This window comes from Stenotrophomonas sp. YJH_SMC_130, assembly GCF_059369035.1.
In genome coordinates this window covers 41,965-58,297 of the sequence record NZ_JCAFSH010000012.1, presented here as the reverse complement: position 1 = coordinate 58,297, position 16,333 = coordinate 41,965, and the positions used below count along the sequence as shown (strand labels likewise).

Annotated in this window: 14 protein-coding genes; 5 read left to right on the top strand and 9 right to left on the bottom strand. The window is 66.4% G+C overall.

What is annotated here, in order from left to right:
- Nucleotides 1-2: 2 nt before the first annotated feature.
- Both lldR and lldP read right to left on the bottom strand, forming a co-directional pair.
- Nucleotides 3-767 (bottom strand): transcriptional regulator LldR, encoded by a 765-nt coding sequence (lldR, locus tag AC5P5V_RS13845; protein ID WP_495215912.1) that lies wholly within the window; start codon nucleotides 765-767, stop codon nucleotides 3-5.
- A gap of 53 nt (nucleotides 768-820) precedes the next feature.
- Entirely contained in the window at nucleotides 821-2,479 is a 1,659-nt protein-coding gene (lldP, locus tag AC5P5V_RS13840; protein WP_134968669.1) for an L-lactate permease, read from the bottom strand.
- Nucleotides 2,480-2,718: 239 nt separating this feature from the next.
- Between lldP and AC5P5V_RS13835 the strand changes: the two genes are divergently transcribed.
- Nucleotides 2,719-3,111: a hypothetical protein gene (locus tag AC5P5V_RS13835; protein WP_049422813.1), complete on the top strand. Its 393-nt coding sequence runs from the start codon at nucleotides 2,719-2,721 to the stop codon at nucleotides 3,109-3,111.
- Between the two features lie 70 nt (nucleotides 3,112-3,181).
- Here the strand turns inward: AC5P5V_RS13835 and AC5P5V_RS13830 are convergent, their stop codons facing one another.
- Both AC5P5V_RS13830 and AC5P5V_RS13825 read right to left on the bottom strand, forming a co-directional pair.
- Nucleotides 3,182-3,631 carry an MgtC/SapB family protein gene (locus AC5P5V_RS13830; RefSeq protein WP_049422814.1) on the bottom strand — a complete coding sequence of 150 codons (450 nt, stop codon included), beginning with the start codon at nucleotides 3,629-3,631 and terminating at the stop codon, nucleotides 3,182-3,184.
- 126 nt (nucleotides 3,632-3,757) lie between these two features.
- Nucleotides 3,758-4,516 (bottom strand): SDR family NAD(P)-dependent oxidoreductase, encoded by a 759-nt coding sequence (locus AC5P5V_RS13825; RefSeq protein WP_072167469.1) that lies wholly within the window; start codon nucleotides 4,514-4,516, stop codon nucleotides 3,758-3,760.
- A gap of 320 nt (nucleotides 4,517-4,836) precedes the next feature.
- Between AC5P5V_RS13825 and AC5P5V_RS13820 the strand changes: the two genes are divergently transcribed.
- Complete coding sequence (locus AC5P5V_RS13820) at nucleotides 4,837-5,790, top strand: helix-turn-helix transcriptional regulator (protein WP_049414561.1); 954 nt, start codon at nucleotides 4,837-4,839, stop codon at nucleotides 5,788-5,790.
- 120 nt (nucleotides 5,791-5,910) lie between these two features.
- Here AC5P5V_RS13820 and AC5P5V_RS13815 read toward each other — a convergent pair whose 3' ends face one another.
- The 3 genes from AC5P5V_RS13815 to AC5P5V_RS13805 form a co-directional block, all read right to left on the bottom strand.
- Nucleotides 5,911-7,821: a CocE/NonD family hydrolase gene (locus AC5P5V_RS13815; RefSeq protein WP_134968670.1), complete on the bottom strand. Its 1,911-nt coding sequence runs from the start codon at nucleotides 7,819-7,821 to the stop codon at nucleotides 5,911-5,913.
- Between the two features lie 220 nt (nucleotides 7,822-8,041).
- Nucleotides 8,042-8,428, bottom strand: coding sequence for a DUF4440 domain-containing protein (locus AC5P5V_RS13810; protein ID WP_134968671.1), 387 nt, complete (start codon nucleotides 8,426-8,428; stop codon nucleotides 8,042-8,044).
- Nucleotides 8,428-9,786, bottom strand: a complete 1,359-nt coding sequence (locus tag AC5P5V_RS13805; RefSeq protein ID WP_231352165.1) for an MFS transporter — start codon at nucleotides 9,784-9,786, stop codon at nucleotides 8,428-8,430. Before AC5P5V_RS13805 ends, AC5P5V_RS13810 begins: the two co-directional genes overlap by 1 nt.
- 105 nt (nucleotides 9,787-9,891) lie before the next feature.
- Here AC5P5V_RS13805 and AC5P5V_RS13800 point away from each other — a divergent pair, with 105 nt between their 5' ends.
- Nucleotides 9,892-10,797 carry a LysR family transcriptional regulator gene (locus AC5P5V_RS13800; RefSeq protein ID WP_134969106.1) on the top strand — a complete coding sequence of 302 codons (906 nt, stop codon included), beginning with the start codon at nucleotides 9,892-9,894 and terminating at the stop codon, nucleotides 10,795-10,797.
- Nucleotides 10,798-10,977: 180 nt separating this feature from the next.
- Here AC5P5V_RS13800 and AC5P5V_RS13795 read toward each other — a convergent pair whose 3' ends face one another.
- Nucleotides 10,978-13,773 carry a beta-glucosidase family protein gene (locus tag AC5P5V_RS13795; protein WP_134969105.1) on the bottom strand — a complete coding sequence of 932 codons (2,796 nt, stop codon included), beginning with the start codon at nucleotides 13,771-13,773 and terminating at the stop codon, nucleotides 10,978-10,980.
- Between the two features lie 338 nt (nucleotides 13,774-14,111).
- On the opposite strand from AC5P5V_RS13795, the gene AC5P5V_RS13790 reads away from it, so the two are divergent.
- Together AC5P5V_RS13790 and AC5P5V_RS13785 are read left to right on the top strand one after the other, a co-directional pair.
- Nucleotides 14,112-14,546 carry a VOC family protein gene (locus AC5P5V_RS13790; RefSeq protein WP_134969104.1) on the top strand — a complete coding sequence of 145 codons (435 nt, stop codon included), beginning with the start codon at nucleotides 14,112-14,114 and terminating at the stop codon, nucleotides 14,544-14,546.
- Nucleotides 14,547-14,680: 134 nt separating this feature from the next.
- Nucleotides 14,681-15,385, top strand: coding sequence for an AraC family transcriptional regulator (locus AC5P5V_RS13785; RefSeq protein ID WP_134969103.1), 705 nt, complete (start codon nucleotides 14,681-14,683; stop codon nucleotides 15,383-15,385).
- Nucleotides 15,386-15,394: 9 nt separating this feature from the next.
- Here the strand turns inward: AC5P5V_RS13785 and AC5P5V_RS13780 are convergent, their stop codons facing one another.
- Nucleotides 15,395-16,285: a sterol desaturase family protein gene (locus tag AC5P5V_RS13780; RefSeq protein WP_134969102.1), complete on the bottom strand. Its 891-nt coding sequence runs from the start codon at nucleotides 16,283-16,285 to the stop codon at nucleotides 15,395-15,397.
- Between the last annotated feature and the right edge of the window lie 48 nt (nucleotides 16,286-16,333).

Genomic DNA, 16,333 nt, shown 5'->3' with positions numbered 1-16,333 from the left:
GGTCAACCGTGGGGGGAAGGCAGGCGCGAGGCCCGCGCACGCCGGGCTTCGTTGTCATCGAGGGTGCGCAGCGTGGTGTGCACGAACTCGAGGTGGGCATGCGCGGCGACGCGCGCGCGTTCGGGGTCGCCGGCCAGCACCGCATCCATCATCTCGCGGTGCTGGTCGGACAGCGGCGAGAAGGTCCTCGCCGAGGTGTAGAGCTTTTCGCGGCTCTGCGAGATGTTGGTCTGCAGCAGTTCGAACAGGCCGCGCATCACCTGCAGAAGGACCAGGTTGTGCGAGGCCTCGGCGATGGACAGGTGGAAGGCCGCGTCGGCCTCCGCCTCGCCGGTGGGGTCGTCCTTGCCGTGCGCGTCCATCATGGTCTGGAAGGCCTGCGCGATGCGCGTGCGGTCCTCGTCAGTGGCACGCAGCGCCGCATGCCAGGCGGTGGCACCTTCCAGCGCGTGGCGGATCTCCAGCACGTCGAAGCGGTATTCCGGGTCGCCCTGGAACAGCGGCAGGTACGGCGCCAGCGGTTCATCCAGCGCCTGCCGCGCGCGTGCCGCAGGCTCGGCCACGTAGGTGCCGCCACCGACGCGTGCGGTCAGCAGGCCCTGGCTGGCCAGCTGCGCGATGGCCTCGCGCAAGGCCGTGCGCGAGACCCCCAGCTGCACCGCCAGGGTGCGCTCTGCGGGCAGCCGGTCACCCGGCTGCAGCCGTTGTTCCTGCACCAGGCCGCGCAGCTGCGCGGCCACCTTGTCCGAAATACGTTGCGTGCTCATGGCGCCATTGTGGCCCGAAGCGCGCAGCGGGTGGTCGGCCAGCCGCGCATGGCTCAGGGAATCATCCAGGTCAGCCAGTAAGCCTGGGCCAGGGTGATCAGGCCGACCATCGTGGTGAAGATCAGGCTGTGCTTGACCGTGAAGCGGAACAGATCCGACTCCTTGCCGGCCAGGCCGACCGCCGCGCAGGCAATGGCGATCGACTGCGGCGAGATCATCTTGCCGGTGACACCGCCGGTGGTGTTGGCCGCTACCAGCAGCACGTCGGACACGCCGATCTGCTGTGCGGTGGTGGCCTGCAGTGCCGAGAACAAGGCATTGGACGAGGTGTCCGAACCGGTCAGGAACACGCCGAGCCAGCCCAGGAACGGTGAGAAGAACGGGAACGCGTCGCCGGTATGCGCCAGCGCCAGGGCCAACGTGGCAGACAGTCCCGAGTAGTTGGCGATGAAGGCGAACGCCAGCACCATGCCAATCGAGTAGATCGGCATGCGCAGCTCACGCACGGTCTCGCCGAAGGTCTGCAGCGCCGAACGGGCCGGCATGCGCAGCGCGATGATGGCGATCAACGCAGCCAGGATGATCGAGGTACCGGTGGCCGAGAACCAGTCGAATTTATAGACCGCCTCATAGCTCAGCGGCGCATCCACGATCGGTGGCATCTTCTGCACCAGCTGATCCAGGCCCGGCACCGGGATCTTCTGCACCCAGCCTTCCAGCGGGCCATCCGCCGCGAACAGCGATTTGAACGGCTTGATGCTCCACAGCGTGACCATCGCGGTGAGGATCAGGAACGGCGACCATGCCCTGGCGATCTGGCCGACGCTGTGGCGCGGTGCCTCCAGCGTCTGTGCGGCCGCCTCGGCGCTGGTTTCGGTGTCGAAACGGAAGATCCGTACCGGCTTCCAGCGGCGCAGGAACAGGGTAAGGCACACCAGCGACGCCAGCGAGGCGGTGATGTCCGGCAGCTCCGGGCCGATGAAGTTGGAGGTCAGGTACTGCGCGATGGCGAACGAACCACCCGCAACGAGCACCGCCGGCCAGGTCTCCTTGATACCCCGCCAACCATCCATGATCGCCATGATCCAGAACAGCACGATGATGGTCAGGAACGGCAGCTGGCGGCCGGCCATCTGGCCGATCTCGAATGCATCCAGGCCGGTGACCTGCCCGGCCACGATGATCGGAATGCCCATCGCGCCGAACGCTACCGGCGCAGTGTTGACGATCAGGCACAGGCCGGCGGCATACAGCGGCTTGAAGCCCAGCCCGACCAGCAGCGCCGCGGTGATCGCCACTGGCGCACCGAAACCGGCCGCGCCTTCCAGGAAGGCGCCAAAGGCGAAACCGACCATCAGCATCTGCAGGCGCTGGTCTTCGGTCACCGACAGGATCGAAGCGCGGATGATGTCGAACTGCCCGGTCTTGACCGAAACTTTGTAGAGGAACACCGCACCGATGATGATCCACGCGATGGGCCACAGGCCGTAGACGAAGCCGAAGCCAGCCGCGCCCAGCGCCTGGGGCAACGGCATGCGGTAGAACAACAGGGCCACGCCGAGTGCGATGGCCACGGTGATCGTGCCGGCCAGCCAGCCCTTCATGCGCAGCACGGCCAGGGCAACGAAGAAGAACGCGATCGGCAGCAGCGCGATCAGGCTCGACAACCACAGGTTGCCGGCGGGGTCGTACAGGTGTTGCCAGGGCTGCATGAAGACTCTCGACTGGGGGACGGGTTCAACACCGCAGGGGTGGGCGGTCATGGGCTACAGCATTATTGGTCGTACCAATAATGGATTTATGGAGCCACTGGACGCAGATTGAACCGCTGATTGCGCGAAGAGCCTATTAGACCATAGGGCTAGAATCAATTATTGGTACGACCATTAAGACGGTTGAGACAGTGGCGCGCATCCACCACACTGGATCCTGCCCCATCTCTGGTACACGAATGACACTCGCCCCCACCCGCGACCTGCAGTCCATGCAGCAACAGGCAGCTGACTGCCTGGCCGGTTACGCTGAAGCGAACCTTCTCAATCATGCAGGCTTGGATGCGCTCATCGCCCACCTGCGCGCATATCCGGATTCGGGCGAACCCATGGCCCTGCCAGACTGGGATCAGGCAGGCTCAGAGCTTCAGATCGCGGGTCGAGGCGATCCATTGCCGCCATCTCTGTTGGGGCAGATCGCCACAGACAAGCACGAGGAGTTGAATGACCTGATCTGTTCCTGCGTTGAAGTGGGAATCGCAGATCTGTACGGCGCTACGACGGATGTTCCTGACCAGATGCTGGCCAGAGCACTGGCCATCCTGCAGCGCAACACTTCGCAGCAGACCTGACTGCTTCAACTCCGCCTTGGAATCACGATCAGATCCCCCGAAGGGATTCTGATCCCACTCCCTCAACCCCTTAGATCTTCTTCTCCAACCGCCGCATCACCGCCAGCACCAGCACGCACAGCACGCTCACGCCGATGGCGATCACGTACTTGCTGATCCCCACCGCAATCCCGATCGCCGCCGCCATGATCAGCGAACTGGCGGTGGTCAAGCCGCTGACCTGGTCCTCGCGTGAGCCGCGCAGAATGGTGCCAGCGGCCACGAAGCCGACGCAGGCCACCACCGCTTCGATCAGGCGCACCGGATCAACCTGCAGCAGGTCGCGGTAACGCTCCTGCTGGAAATGCTCGGCCACCGAGTCGCCAAGGCCGACGATCAACGCGGCGGCCCCTGCGATCAGCATGTGCGTACGCAGGCCGGCGGCGTGCTTGCCCATTTCCCGCTCGACACCGAGCACACCGCCGAACAGCATCGCTGCGGCTACGCGCAGCAGGATGGAGACATCCTGGGTGAGTTCCATGGGCAAGCTCCGGAATTTTCCCGCAGCGTCGCGCGGCGATTGTGGGACGGCGGTGAAGGCCATGGCACGCCTTCTTCACCGCCCGCTTTCATCCACGCATGGCGTGGATCTGCGGGCCGCATTCGCTCACTGCGCGAGGTAGCCACCATCGATGGCGTAGTACGTGCCGGTCGCGAACGAGGCATCGTCGCTGGCCAGCCAGGCTACCAATGCGGCCACTTCCTCCGGCGTACCCAGCCGCTTCAACGCGTGCCGCCCTTCCAGCGTGGCGCGCACCTTCGGGTCCATCTTCTCCAGCAGCGGTGTGCTGATGAAGCCCGGGCCGACCGCGTTGACACGAATGCCGTCGGCCGCATGCTCCCAGGCGGCGGTCTGGGTCAGCCCGACCACGCCGTGCTTGGCCGCCACGTACGCAGTGGAACCGGCATAGCCCACCTGGCCCAGGATCGAGGCCATGTTGATGATGCTGCCGCCCGTGCCGGCCGCGCGCATGGCCTGGATCTGCGCACGCTGGCACAGGAACACGCTGGTGAGGTTGACATCGATCACGCGCTGCCAGCCATCGATAGGATAGTCACCGCTGGCGGCGGCCGGCCCGCTGATGCCGGCGTTGTTGACCGCCACGTGCAGGCCGTCGAGTTCCTTGATCGTGCGCTGCACCGCTGCCTCCACCGCCGCGTCGTCGGTGACGTCCAACGCGATGCCGATGGCCTGTGTGCCGGTGCTGCGCAACTGCGCCACGGTGGCATCCACTGCATCCTGCTTGAGGTCCCAGACCGAAATACGGGCACCGGATGCGGCCAGCGTCTGGGCCACGGCCAGGCCGATGCCCGACACGCCGCCGGTCACGATCGCGGTCTTGCCGGTGAGCTGGTAGTCAATCATCTGCGTTCTCCAAATGCGGGGGTATCGAAGTGGCCTGCAATAGCCAACCTACCTACCTTACGCGCGCGCCCGTGATGGCCGGGCTGACATCGCATCTCCAGATCGTTCCAGCCATGAAACCTCAACTGCAGTTTATGTATGGAATTGCGTACGGATATGCGTGCAAAACGCCGGCGTATGTTCTTCTGCTTTTTCACTTTGGCCGTAATCGCAAATCGTTTTGACCTTATCGAAGTCAAAAGCGCGCGAATCGCGGCGACAATGGGAAACGCTTCCAGATTCTTCGACACATTCAATTCAACCTGTGTTTGCGCAGAGCGATGTCCCGATATTTCACTTTTGCTGATTACCGCCAGTTCGGCGAACGCCATGGCTACGACTACCGGATCGAAGGGAGTGAACTGCGCGACGACCAATGGGCAGGGCGTGGCGACGTCCACGAACAGTCACTGCGCGGTGGCCTGGGCCTGATCGCCTCGGACGTGCACAACCGCTTTACCTATACGGCCACCGCTGTGCACGATGCCGGCCTGACCATCCGCCTGATGCTGCAGGGCGAAGTGGATGTCCAGTTTCCTCGTCGCAAGGGCTTCACCCTGCGCGCCGGCACAGGCATGACCACCAGTCACCATGAACCTGTTTCCATGGCCGGTCTGCATCCTGGTGGCAGCCACCTGCGCGGGGTCAGCTTGAGCGTACCGGCCGATCTGGACGTGGACATGCTGCGCCTGCCGGCACTGCAACGGATCCTTCAGTCCCCTCTGCAGTGCCGCCACTGGGCCATTCCGCACGCGATGCTGCCGACGCTCGCCCAACTGTTCGACAGCCCCTGGCAAGACGACATCGATGCGCTGTGGCGCGAAGGCGTGGCCCTGCAGGTGTTGGCCGTCGGCCTGCAGGCCCAGGATATGCAGACCGAGCATGTACGCACGCTGCGCGCCGGCCAGCGCGAGCGGCTAGAGCGCGTGCGCAGCTACCTGCATGACGACCCCAGCCATGCCCACAGCCTGATCGAACTGGCCCAGCTGGCCTGTATGAGTCCGAGTTCCTTGCGCCGCCATTTTGCCCAGCAATATGGAAGCTCGGTGTTCGACTACCTGCATGAGCAGCGCATGCGCCATGCCGAACAGGGCCTGCGCGAGAACGGATGGACCGTCGAGCAGGCTGCCGCCGCCAGCGGCTACCGCCACCCCAGCAACTTCGCCGCCGCGTTCCGCAAGCGCTTCGGCCTGGTCCCCAGCCGCTGGCGCACGGGCCCGTCGAAGGTGGGCTGAAGGCCCGGGCCCTGGCAGGTGTCGACCTTGGTCGACACGCTCCTGCGCCATTGCGGATGCCGGCCAGCGGCCGGCACTACCACGTGCTACCAGGCACGGCCCGGCGCCACCCTGCGGGCCTCAATACACCGGCAGATCGATGTAGCTGGCCTGCGCAGCGCTGTGCCACACGCGCTGCGTGGCCTTCTGGTAATCGCCTGGCTTGGCCAGGTAGATGTTCGGCACGTAGGTCTGCGGATTGCGGTCGTACAGCGGGAACAGGCTGGACTGCACCTGCACCATCACCCGGTGGCCCTTCTGGAACGTATGGTTGGCGTTGGGCAGATCGAAGCGATACGGCAGCACCTGGTTGGCGGCCAGCGGCTTCGGATCGCTGAAGCTCTCGCGGTAGCGGCCACGGAAGATCGCCAGCGACACCGGCAGCTCGTAGCCACCCATCTCCGGCGTGGACGCTTCCTGGTCCGGATACACGTCGATCAGCTTCACCACCCAGTCGCTGTCGGTGCCACTGGTCGAGGCCTGCAGGTGAACCACCGGCGTGCCGCCGATGCGCAGCGGCGCGGCCAGCGGTTCGGTGATGAAGGTCAGCACGTCCGGGCGACCATCGACGAAGCGCTGGTCCTTGACCAGCCAGGTGGTCCACATGTCGCGGTCACCGAAACGTACCGGGCGCGGCACGAACGGCACCGGCTTGGCCGGATCGGACACATACTCCTCGAAGTCGCCCTCGCCCGCCGCCGGTGCCTGGAACGCCAGCTTGCCCCCGGCGCGCAGGTACAGCGGCTTGCTGCTGGCAGCACAGCCCTTGTCGCAGCTGCGCGGCCAGCCCTTCAAGCGGTCCCAGTGGTTTTCGCCGGTGTTGTAGATCAGCACCGGTGGCGTATCGGCCTTCGGCGCGCCATCCACCAGGTACTGGTCAAAGAAGGGCTTGAGCACGTCGCGGCGGAACTGCAGCGCGGTATCGCCGTCGAACTTCAGCGCACCCAGTTCGCTGCCGCTGTAGTTCACCTGGCTGTGTCGCCACGGCCCCATCACCAGGTAATTGCGGTTGTTGCCGCTATCGCGTCCTTCCATCGCCTGATAGGCGTGGTTGGCACCCCACATGTCCTCCTGGTCCCACAGGCCCTGCAGCCACATGGTCGGCACCTTCAGCGGTGTCTTTGCCATCACCGCGTCCAGCGCCTGGCCCTGCCAGAAGCCGTCATAGGCCGGATGCTCGACCAGCTTCTTCCACCAGGTCAACTGGTCCACGCCGGTGAAACGCGCGTAGTCGCCTGCCGAGCCGATGCGCAGGAAGGTGCTGTAGTCGTCGTAGCCGAGGCTGGGCAGCGGCGTACCCTTGCCGCGCTTCTCGGTCTGCATGGCGAAGTAGTTGAAGTTGACCTGGCGGAACGCACCGTAGTTGAGCCAGTCGTCACCCATCCAGCCATCGACCATCGGGCTCTGTGGTGCGGCCACTTTCAGTGCCGGGTGCGGGTCGGTCAGCGCCATCACCACGGTGAAGCCCTCGTACGACGAGCCGAGCATGCCGACCTTGCCATTGCTCTCCGGCACGTTCTTCACCAACCAGTCGATGGTGTCCCAGGCGTCGGTGGAATGGTCGACCTGGGTGTTGTTCAATGGCCCGCGCAGCGGCCGGGTCATCACGTAATCGCCTTCGGAGCCGTACTTGCCGCGGATGTCCTGGAACACGCGGATGTAACCGCCGTCGACAAACACCTCGTCGCCCTGCGGCAGCAGGTCGCGCATGCGTGGCGAATCACTGCGGCTGGCGCGGCCAGCGGCATCGTAAGGTGTGCGGGTCAGCAGGATCGGCGCGTTGCGGGCACCCTTGGGCACCACGATCACGGTATACAGCTTGGTGCCATCACGCATCGGCACCATCACCACGCGCTTGTCGTAGTCACGACCGACATCGGGGGCAACGAAGGGCTTGCCGCTGATGTCCGGGGTCATCGGCGGGGTATCGGCGGCCAGCACGGTGCTGGACAGGCAAAGGGCAATGGCTACAGCGACGGCACGCACACGCATGGACAACCCCTCCCGGCAGGAAAGCCCCAAGCCTACTCCTGCCTGGCGCCGTGAAGTGTGTGCAGGCTTTGCATTCTTCGGTGGATGCAGGCAGGACTGATGGCACATGTGCGGCTCGACGGGCACGCATCGATCTGGCCGTTGTAGAGCCGAGCCCACGCTCGGCTGTGGCCACCGCAACCTCCGAAGAGCAGCCGAGCGTGGGCTCGGCTCTACAGCATCAGGCTGCCGTCACCTCATGCAGCGCCAGCCAGCACCAGCGCCCCTGCTCGTGCCTCAGTACCGCCAGCGACTCCCGCCATGCGGGTGCGCCGCCGTCGACCGAATGCCCTTCGCGATAGCGCAGCACCGCCAGCGGTGATGGCGCCTCCACCGCCTGCACGGCGTCGATGGAAATCTGCAGTCCTGGACGCGCGCCATGACCGCCCGCGAACAGTGCCTGCACGGCCTTCCGGTCCATTCGGCGTCCTGCGATACCGACCATGCTGAAGTCCGCACTGAAGTGCGCCATCAGATCCTCCAGCGCATCGGTGCCGACGTCGGCACGGAGCCAAGCCTGCAGCTTGTCGTGCAGGAGGTGGATTTCATGTTCTGCGGTGATATCCATCAGGCATTCTCGGGTTGCGAAAGGGAAACAGAGTGCGAGTGGCGCAACAGCGCCATCGGCAACAGCGTGATTGCGGCGGCAAGACCCAGCGCCACGCTGGTGGCGCGTGCTGGCAGCCACTGCAGGGCCAGCGCCAGCAGCAGCGCAATGGCGGCGGTACCGAGGCAGAAGCTGAGCTGACGGTTGAGGTTCCAGAGGGCACTGGCATCGCCCAGTGCCTCACCCTCCACGCCGTGGAAGGCCAGCGTCTGCGCCGTGCTGCTGCACAGGCTGCCGCCCGCCCCCATCAGTGCGAACAACAGCGCGGCCAAGGCGAAGGCCGGCTGCGGCAACAGCGCCATCAACAGCAGGCCGCTGGCCTGCAACAGCATGCCGGCACGCAGTACCGTGGCCGGGCCGAAGCGAGCCAGCAGGCGCTTGCTGGCGGTGATCGCAATGGCCGAGGCCAGCGCCCAGGGCAGCATCAACGCGCCGATGCGTGCCGCGCTGTAGCCGGCCTGGTGCAGCTGCAGGGTACTGACCAGCTGGCTGCCGATGAATACACCGGGTACGGCCAGATAGATCAGCATCGCCAGCCGCAGCCCGCGATGGGACAACAGCGACCAGCGCAGCAGTGGCTGCGCCTGCTGCCGTGCATGTCGCAGGTGGGCCGCCGCCAACAGCATTGCGATCAACAGCAGTACGGCACCGGCGGCCCGATGGCCGGGTTCACCCAGCCAGGTCAACGCCAGCAGCAGCGCGCCCAGCGCCATCATCGCCGTGGAGAGCGCATAGGCCTGCAGGCGCGGCGCACTGCGCGCGCCATCGGCCGGCATCCAGGCCAGCACCAGCCCGATCGCCACCACCGCCAAGGGCAGGCTGGCCCAGAGCACACCGCGCCAGGACAACCACTGCACCAGCAGCCCGCCCAACGCGGGCGCCAGTGCCGGCACCAGCAGCGCCACCAGCAGGATGCGCCGGGTCAACGCGCCACGCTGCTCGGGCGTGCACTGGCGGTACGCCGCGGCTTGCGCCACGGGAATCAGCAGGCCACCGGCCAGGCCCTGCAGCAGGCGCCAGCCGAGCAGCCAGCCGATTCCTGGCGCTGCGCCAGCCAGCACAGCGGCGACCGCGAACAAGAGCAACGCCACCAGCAGCAAGCGACGCTCGCCACAGCGCGCGGCCAGCCAGGGCGCCAGCGGAATCACAACGCTCAGCCCCAGCATGTAGGCCGTGCCGACCCAGGCCAGGGTGCTGACGTCGGCGTGCAGCTCCGCTGCCAATGCCGGATAGGCCACCGTGGCGATGAACATGTTGACCAGATCCAGGGCAAATACCAGCAGGAAAATCGCCTCATGGCGCAGGCGGGGGGACGGCATCGGCGGCGCTCCAGCGGAGAAGTCGCCAGCATGCCGTGCGGGCCTTGTTGGAAAAACACGACGACAGCTGCAACACTGTCAAATCTATTTTGACAATGGATCGCCATGGTCAGCCTCGACCGCTTCGATATCTTCCGCGCCGTGGTCGAGGCCGGCAGCCTGACCGCCGCCGCCGATCGCCTCGGCCTCAGCCGCGCGGTGGTCAGCTTCAACCTGAAGCGGCTGGAACAGGAGCTGGGCGTGACCCTGCTGCTGCGCAGTACCCGCCACCTGGCGCTGACCGAGGCCGGTGAACAGTTCCTGCAGCACTGCGTGCAGGCACTGGATGCCGCACAGGCAGCGATCGATGCCGCGCGCCGCGACCAGCACCAGCTGCAGGGCGTGCTGCGCCTGACCACTACTCCGGAATACGCGCAGCTGCGCCTGATCGCAGCGCTGGAGGCCTTCCGTGCGCGGCACCCGGCGCTGCAGCTGCACCTGTCGACCTCACCGGCACCGGCCGACCTGATTCCCGAACGTTTCGACCTGGCCATCCGCCTGGGCCGCCTGCCGGATTCAGGCCTGCATGCCAGCGAACTGGAACGGCATCCGCTGTGCGCGGTGGCCGCGCCCTCGTTGCTGGCCCGGCTGCCCTCCGCGGATGCAGCCGATGACCCGGTGCAGCTGGGCGCCCTTCCCCGCCTCGGCTACCCGCGCCTGGCCGATGTACCGGTGGTGGCGCCGGATGGCAGCGACGCATTGTTCGCCACCAACCCGGGCAATGCCGTGGTGCGCGTAGATGGTGCCAGCAGCCTGCGTGCCTTCGCCGTGGCCGGCGCCGGGGTCACCGTGCTGCCACGCTGGCTGATCGAGGACGACCTGGCCCAGGACCGGCTGCGCCCGGTGCTGCGCCAGCACCGTTTCCCGCAGCAGAGCGTGTACGCGGTCTATCCGCACAGTTCGCAGCCTTCACCGAAGGTGCGGCAGCTGATCGATTTCCTGCGCAGGTGGTTTGGCAGCGCGCCCGGGTGATGACGGCGTCCGCCAGGCGCGGCGTTCTGTAGAGCCGAGCCCACGCTCGGCTCCGTTCTACAACAGCCGAGCATGGGCTCGGCGCTACAGTAGATATCCGGTAGCGCCGGGCCGTGCCCGGCGAGCGCAGCGGCAATCTACAAACGGACACGGCCCCTTACGGGGCCGTGTCTTCAAGCATCAGCGCAGCACCTGCTCCACCAGCTGCACGTCCACGCTCTGCAGCGGTTCGGCAGCATTGCGCGACAGCTGCACCTGGTAGGTGCCGCCGTCGATCTTCCACCGGCGCGCCTGTGCATCGTAGTGGGCCAGGGTCTTCGGCTCGGCTTCGATGCGGATGCGGCGCTGTTCGCCCGGCTGCAGGCTCACCTTGTCGTAGCCGATCAGACGGATCGGCGTGGTGCTGCCGGCCGGCAGCTTCAGGTACAGCTGGGCCACGTCGGCACCGGCGCGCTTGCCGGTGTTGCGAATGTCCACGCTGGCGACCAGGCGCGAACCTTCCACGCTCACCTTGAGGTTTTCATAGGCGAACGAGGTGTAGGACAGGCCATGACCGAACGCGAAGGTGGGCTTCAGGCCCTTGACCGCCATCCACTTGTAGCCGACGTTGGCACCTTCGATATCGAAATCGAACACATCACCGAACGGCTTGGCCGGCTTGAAGCCGAGGCCGTCGATGTGCGGGCGCGGCAGCTGCGATTCGTCCACCACCCAGGTCACCGGCAGGCGGCCGGACGGATTGACCTGGCCGGTCAACAGCGCGGCAATGCCTTCGCCACCGCGGATGCCCGGGTACCAGGCCTGCAGCATCGCCGGCACCTGCGCCAGCCAAGGGGTGCGCACCGGGCCGTTGGTTTCCAGCACCAGCACGGTCTTCGGGTTTGCCGCGGCCACCGCCGAGATCAGTGCGTCCTGGTTGTCCGGCAGCTGCATGTCCGGCAGGTCCACCGATTCGGCGGCCCACTGCGTGGCAAACACAATGGCCACATCGGCCTGCGCGGCGGCCCTGGCCGCAGCGGCGGCATTGGTGCCGTCCACATACTCGATGGTTGCGTCCGGACGCGCCGCACGCAGCGATTCCAGCGGCGAGGACGGGTGGAAGATCACCGGGCCCGGCCAGGTGGTCGGCATCACGCCCGGCACCGCATTGGTGCCCTTGGCGGTGACGCCCACCATCGACGAACCACCGCCGCCGATCACGCCCTTGTCGGCGTGGCCGCCGATGATGACGATGCGCTTCACGCTGTCGGCCAGCGGCAGCAGGTTGCCCTCATTGCGCAGCAGCACGCTGCCCTCTTCCACCGTGCGCTGGGCCACGGCGAAGCCGGCCTCGGCATCCACCTTCTGGTGCTGCGGCGGGTTGTCGAAGTTGCCGTGCAGGAACATCGTGCGCAGGATGCGCGCGACCATGTCATTCAGGCGCGCCTGCGGCACCACGCCGCCATGCACGGCCAGACGCAGCGGTTCGTCGAAGAACACCGCCGCGTCGAACACTTCACCGGCCGACTGCTGGTCCAGGCCGGCCAGCGCCGCCTTCGAACCGCTGTGCACGCCGCCCCAGTCGGACATCACGAAACCGGGGAACTTCCATTCCTGCTTCAGCACCTGGTTCATCAGGTAGCCGTTCTCGCAGCCGTAGGTGCCGTTGATCTTGTTGTACGAGCACATCGCCACGCCCGGGCGGCCAGCCTCCAGCGCGATCTCGAAGGCCAGCAGGTCCGACTCGTGCATGGCCTGTTCGCCGATGCGCACGTCATGGAAGTTGCGCCGGGTCTCCATGTCGTTCAGCGCGAAGTGCTTCATCGAGGAGATCACGTGCTGGCTCTGCACGCCCTGGATCAGCGCGCCGACCATCGAACCGGCCAGCAGCGGGTCCTCACCGGCATATTCGAAGTTGCGGCCGTTGCGTGGATCGCGCTGCAGGTTGACGCTGCCCGACAGCAGGATGTTGAAGCGCTGCTGCCATGCCTCGCGGCCCATGGTCGCGCCACCGGCGAAGGCCACTTCGCGGTTCCAGCTGGACGCGGTGGATGGGCCTGAGGGCATTGCCGTGGCGAAATCGCCCGGACGGATGCCGCCCGGATTGGTCACGCCGACGCCGGCATCGGCCGACTGCTGCGACGGAATGCCCAGCCGCGCCACGCCCGGCACGAAACCGGCCGAACCGACCGCACCTTCCGGCAGTGGGCCACCGTCCTTGCCCAGCCCGAAGTAGCTGTGCAGCATCTGGAACTTCTCATCCTCGGTCATCGCCTTCAGCAGCAGCGCAGCGCGCGCATCGGCGTTGAGGGCGGTGTCCATCCATGGCTTTTCGCCGTGCTTGTCGGCGGCATAGGCCAGTGTCAGCAGGGTGGCGCGCAGGGTGCTGCCCTCCACCTTGAACGGTGCGCTGCTGGCGGCCTGGAAACCGTCGCTGAAATAGCTGGCATCCGCTTCCAGCGCCACACGCGCCGGATCGAAGCCGGCGGCCTTGGCCGATTCACCGGCCACTGCGCCGAGCAGCACCGCCGGTGCACCCAGCCGCGAACGGGTGACCAGCGCTGGCAGCTGCGCGGCACCTGCACCGGCATCGGTATAGACCGCCACCGTGTGGCGGCCATCGTCCAGGCGCAGGTAGTTCAGACCCGGCTGGTCCGGGCCGGATTCAGCGGCGATCGGCAGCCGGGTCAGCACGGCCTGGCCGCGTTGGGTCTGGCCATCGTCCTTGCCCGCAGCAATGAAGCGGTATTCGTAACCCAGTCCGTCGGCCAGCACCTGCAGCGGATCGACCTGGCCAATACCGCGCTGCACCTGGCGCACGCTCACCGCGTCCACCTGCAGGGTCTTCAGCTGGGCGGCCAAGGCCGGCATCGCCTCGGCGGTCGGGGCCTGTTCCAGGGTCAGCACGGTGAACGCGGCAGGGTCGGCCCACGCCGGAGCGGCCAGTGCAGCGGACAGGGCCAGGGACAGTACAAGCGGCTTTGTAAACGTTTTCATCGACGGGCGTAATTCCGTTGCCAAGGCAATCGGTCCAGGGAAAGTGCCGCCGAAGGGTGCAGCGTTCATGCCGCGCAGGGATTGCCAGGCAACCTCCCGCAGGCCAAAGGACAGACCGGTCTGCGCGCGGGACCCTCCTCCCGGCGTGACAACCTGCCTGCCCGGGCCGCGCAGAGCGACCCAATCCTGTGAAGATTGTGCGAGGGCGTTCACACCTGTCAACAGGACCTAAGTCACAGAGGCAACCCGGCCAGCGGTTATCAGGCCATCACCGGCGGTCATCAGCAGGCTGCGTGGGGCTGCCGATAATGAGGTGTCACCGGCCCTGGACCCCGCCCATGAACATACACCGCGACTTCGATCATCTCTGGCGTGACCGCTGTGATACCTCCACCCAGCGCAGCCCACGCGTGCTGATCCGGGTATTCGTTGCCCCTGGCGAACTGGAGCGCAGCGTGGCGTTCTACGAGCAGTTGCAGGGTGTGGTGGCCGATGCGGGCTTCCCGTTTCCCGATGCCGGCCTACGCCTGGCGATGGTCGGTGCATTCCTGCTGATCGAAGGTTGCGATGAGGCGCTGGCGCCATTCACTTCGACCACGGGGACACTGCTGGTCGATGACGTTCGGCCTTATCACGACAAACTGGTCGCCGCCGGCGCCGAGATCATCTTCCCGTTGCAGGTGGTCCCGACCGGGGCGGCGTTCAATGCGGTGCATCCCGATGGCACGGTGGTCGAGTACGTGCATCACCGGCCGGATCCGCAGGGGCGGTGAGGGCGCGGCCGGGCGGCGCCGGTACCCGCAGATTCGACAATTCCCTGCACGGCCTGCTGTAGAGCCGAGCCCATGCTCGGCTGCTCTTCGTTCAACTGTCGGAATATTCGATTTCGATGGAGATTCATCCACGCATGGCGTGGATCTACAATCCCGTCATGTCTTCCCCCGCCCTGCCCTGGAACGGCACGTTGCTGCTGGATGCGCACGCCGCCGTGCTGCACGGCCATGCTGGTGACAGCGCTTTGCATGCGCACTACGCCCATCAATTGCTGCTGAGCGACGGTACGCCCTGGCACGTCGAGATCGATGGCGTACAGCAGCAGGGCCAGCGGCTATGGCTGCCTTCGTTCCAGCCGCACGCGATCCTGTCGGCACCGGAAGCAGGCTGCACGGTGTTCCTTGAGCCGGCCCACGCCGATCCCACCCAGATCCAGCAGCATCTGCACGCCCTGCCGGGCAACGCGCTGGAGCTGCGCGATTGGCTGCCACGGCTGAGCCGCCCGCAACCGCTGGACCGCCGCGTGCAGGCGGCGTTGGCCCGTATCGCCCAGTACCTGCCCGGCCCGGTGCCAGCTGCCGACATCGCCGAAGCCGCACACCTGTCGACCAGCCAGCTGCACCGGCGTTTCCAGTCCGACCTGGCGGTGACCCTGCGCGGCTGGGTGCTGTGGCAACGGCTACGCACTGCGCTCACGCATCATCTGCGCGGGCACAACCTGACCGACAGTGCGCATGCCGCCGGCTTCGCCGACCTGGCCCATCTCTCGCGCAGCCTGCGCCGCATGTTCGGCATCGGTGCCGCACAGCTGCAGGGCCTGCAGTTGCACGCGACCTGACACGGCCGATCACCCACGCCTGCGCAGGCCTTCGGGCAGCTCCGGCACCTCGCCATGCGGCAGTTCACGAAACGGCGCCAGCAGCTGCCCCGCGTAATCGCGTGGATAGTCCGGTTGGCTGCCGATACCGAGATCGCATTGCTGCAGCCGATAACCGGGCGCATCGAAGGCGGTCCCCAGCAGATGATCCCATGCGGTCAGGAACAGGCCGAAGTTGACGTCACCGGCGGTACCGTAACGCATGTGATGGAAGCGATGCAGCGGCGCCCACGCCATCACCCGGCCCAGCACACCAGGGCGCATATCCACGTTGGAGTGCTGCAGCAGCAGCTGGATGGCGATGGCAAACGCCAGCACCGCCGCCACCGGCATCGGCAGGCCCAACAGCAGCAACGGCAGCACACCGCCCACCGCTTCGGCCGCCTGGTGCAGCGGGTGTTTCATCAGGCCGTTGAAGCCATACATGCGGGTCACGCTGTGATGCACCGCATGCAGGCGCCACAACCAGCCGATGCGATGGCTTGCGTAGTGCACCAGGGTGATGCCGAGATCGGCAGCGATGATCGCCACCAGTACCTGCAGTGCGAACGGCCACTGCAGCGGCCAGACCTGCCACGGAATGATCGCCGCCAGCAGCGGCACCGCCGCGATCGACAACAGGTTCAGGCCTTCGTTGACCAGCGCATGCAGGGTGTCACGCAGGCGGTCGCCATGATCGTGGTTGAACGCGGGATCGTACGGCCACGCGCGCTCGGCGGCGAACGAGAGCGCAATGGCGGCCGCCAGCAGGGCCAGCAACCACAGCGGGTCACCGTGGCAGTGGCCGACCCAGACGACGGCAGTGGCAACGAACCCCAGCAGGAACAACGGGGCATACAGGCGGAGGATCCAGTGTTTCATGGGCAACCCGGGAAATGAGGGCCTGCATGCTGGCGTGGCGTGCGGGTT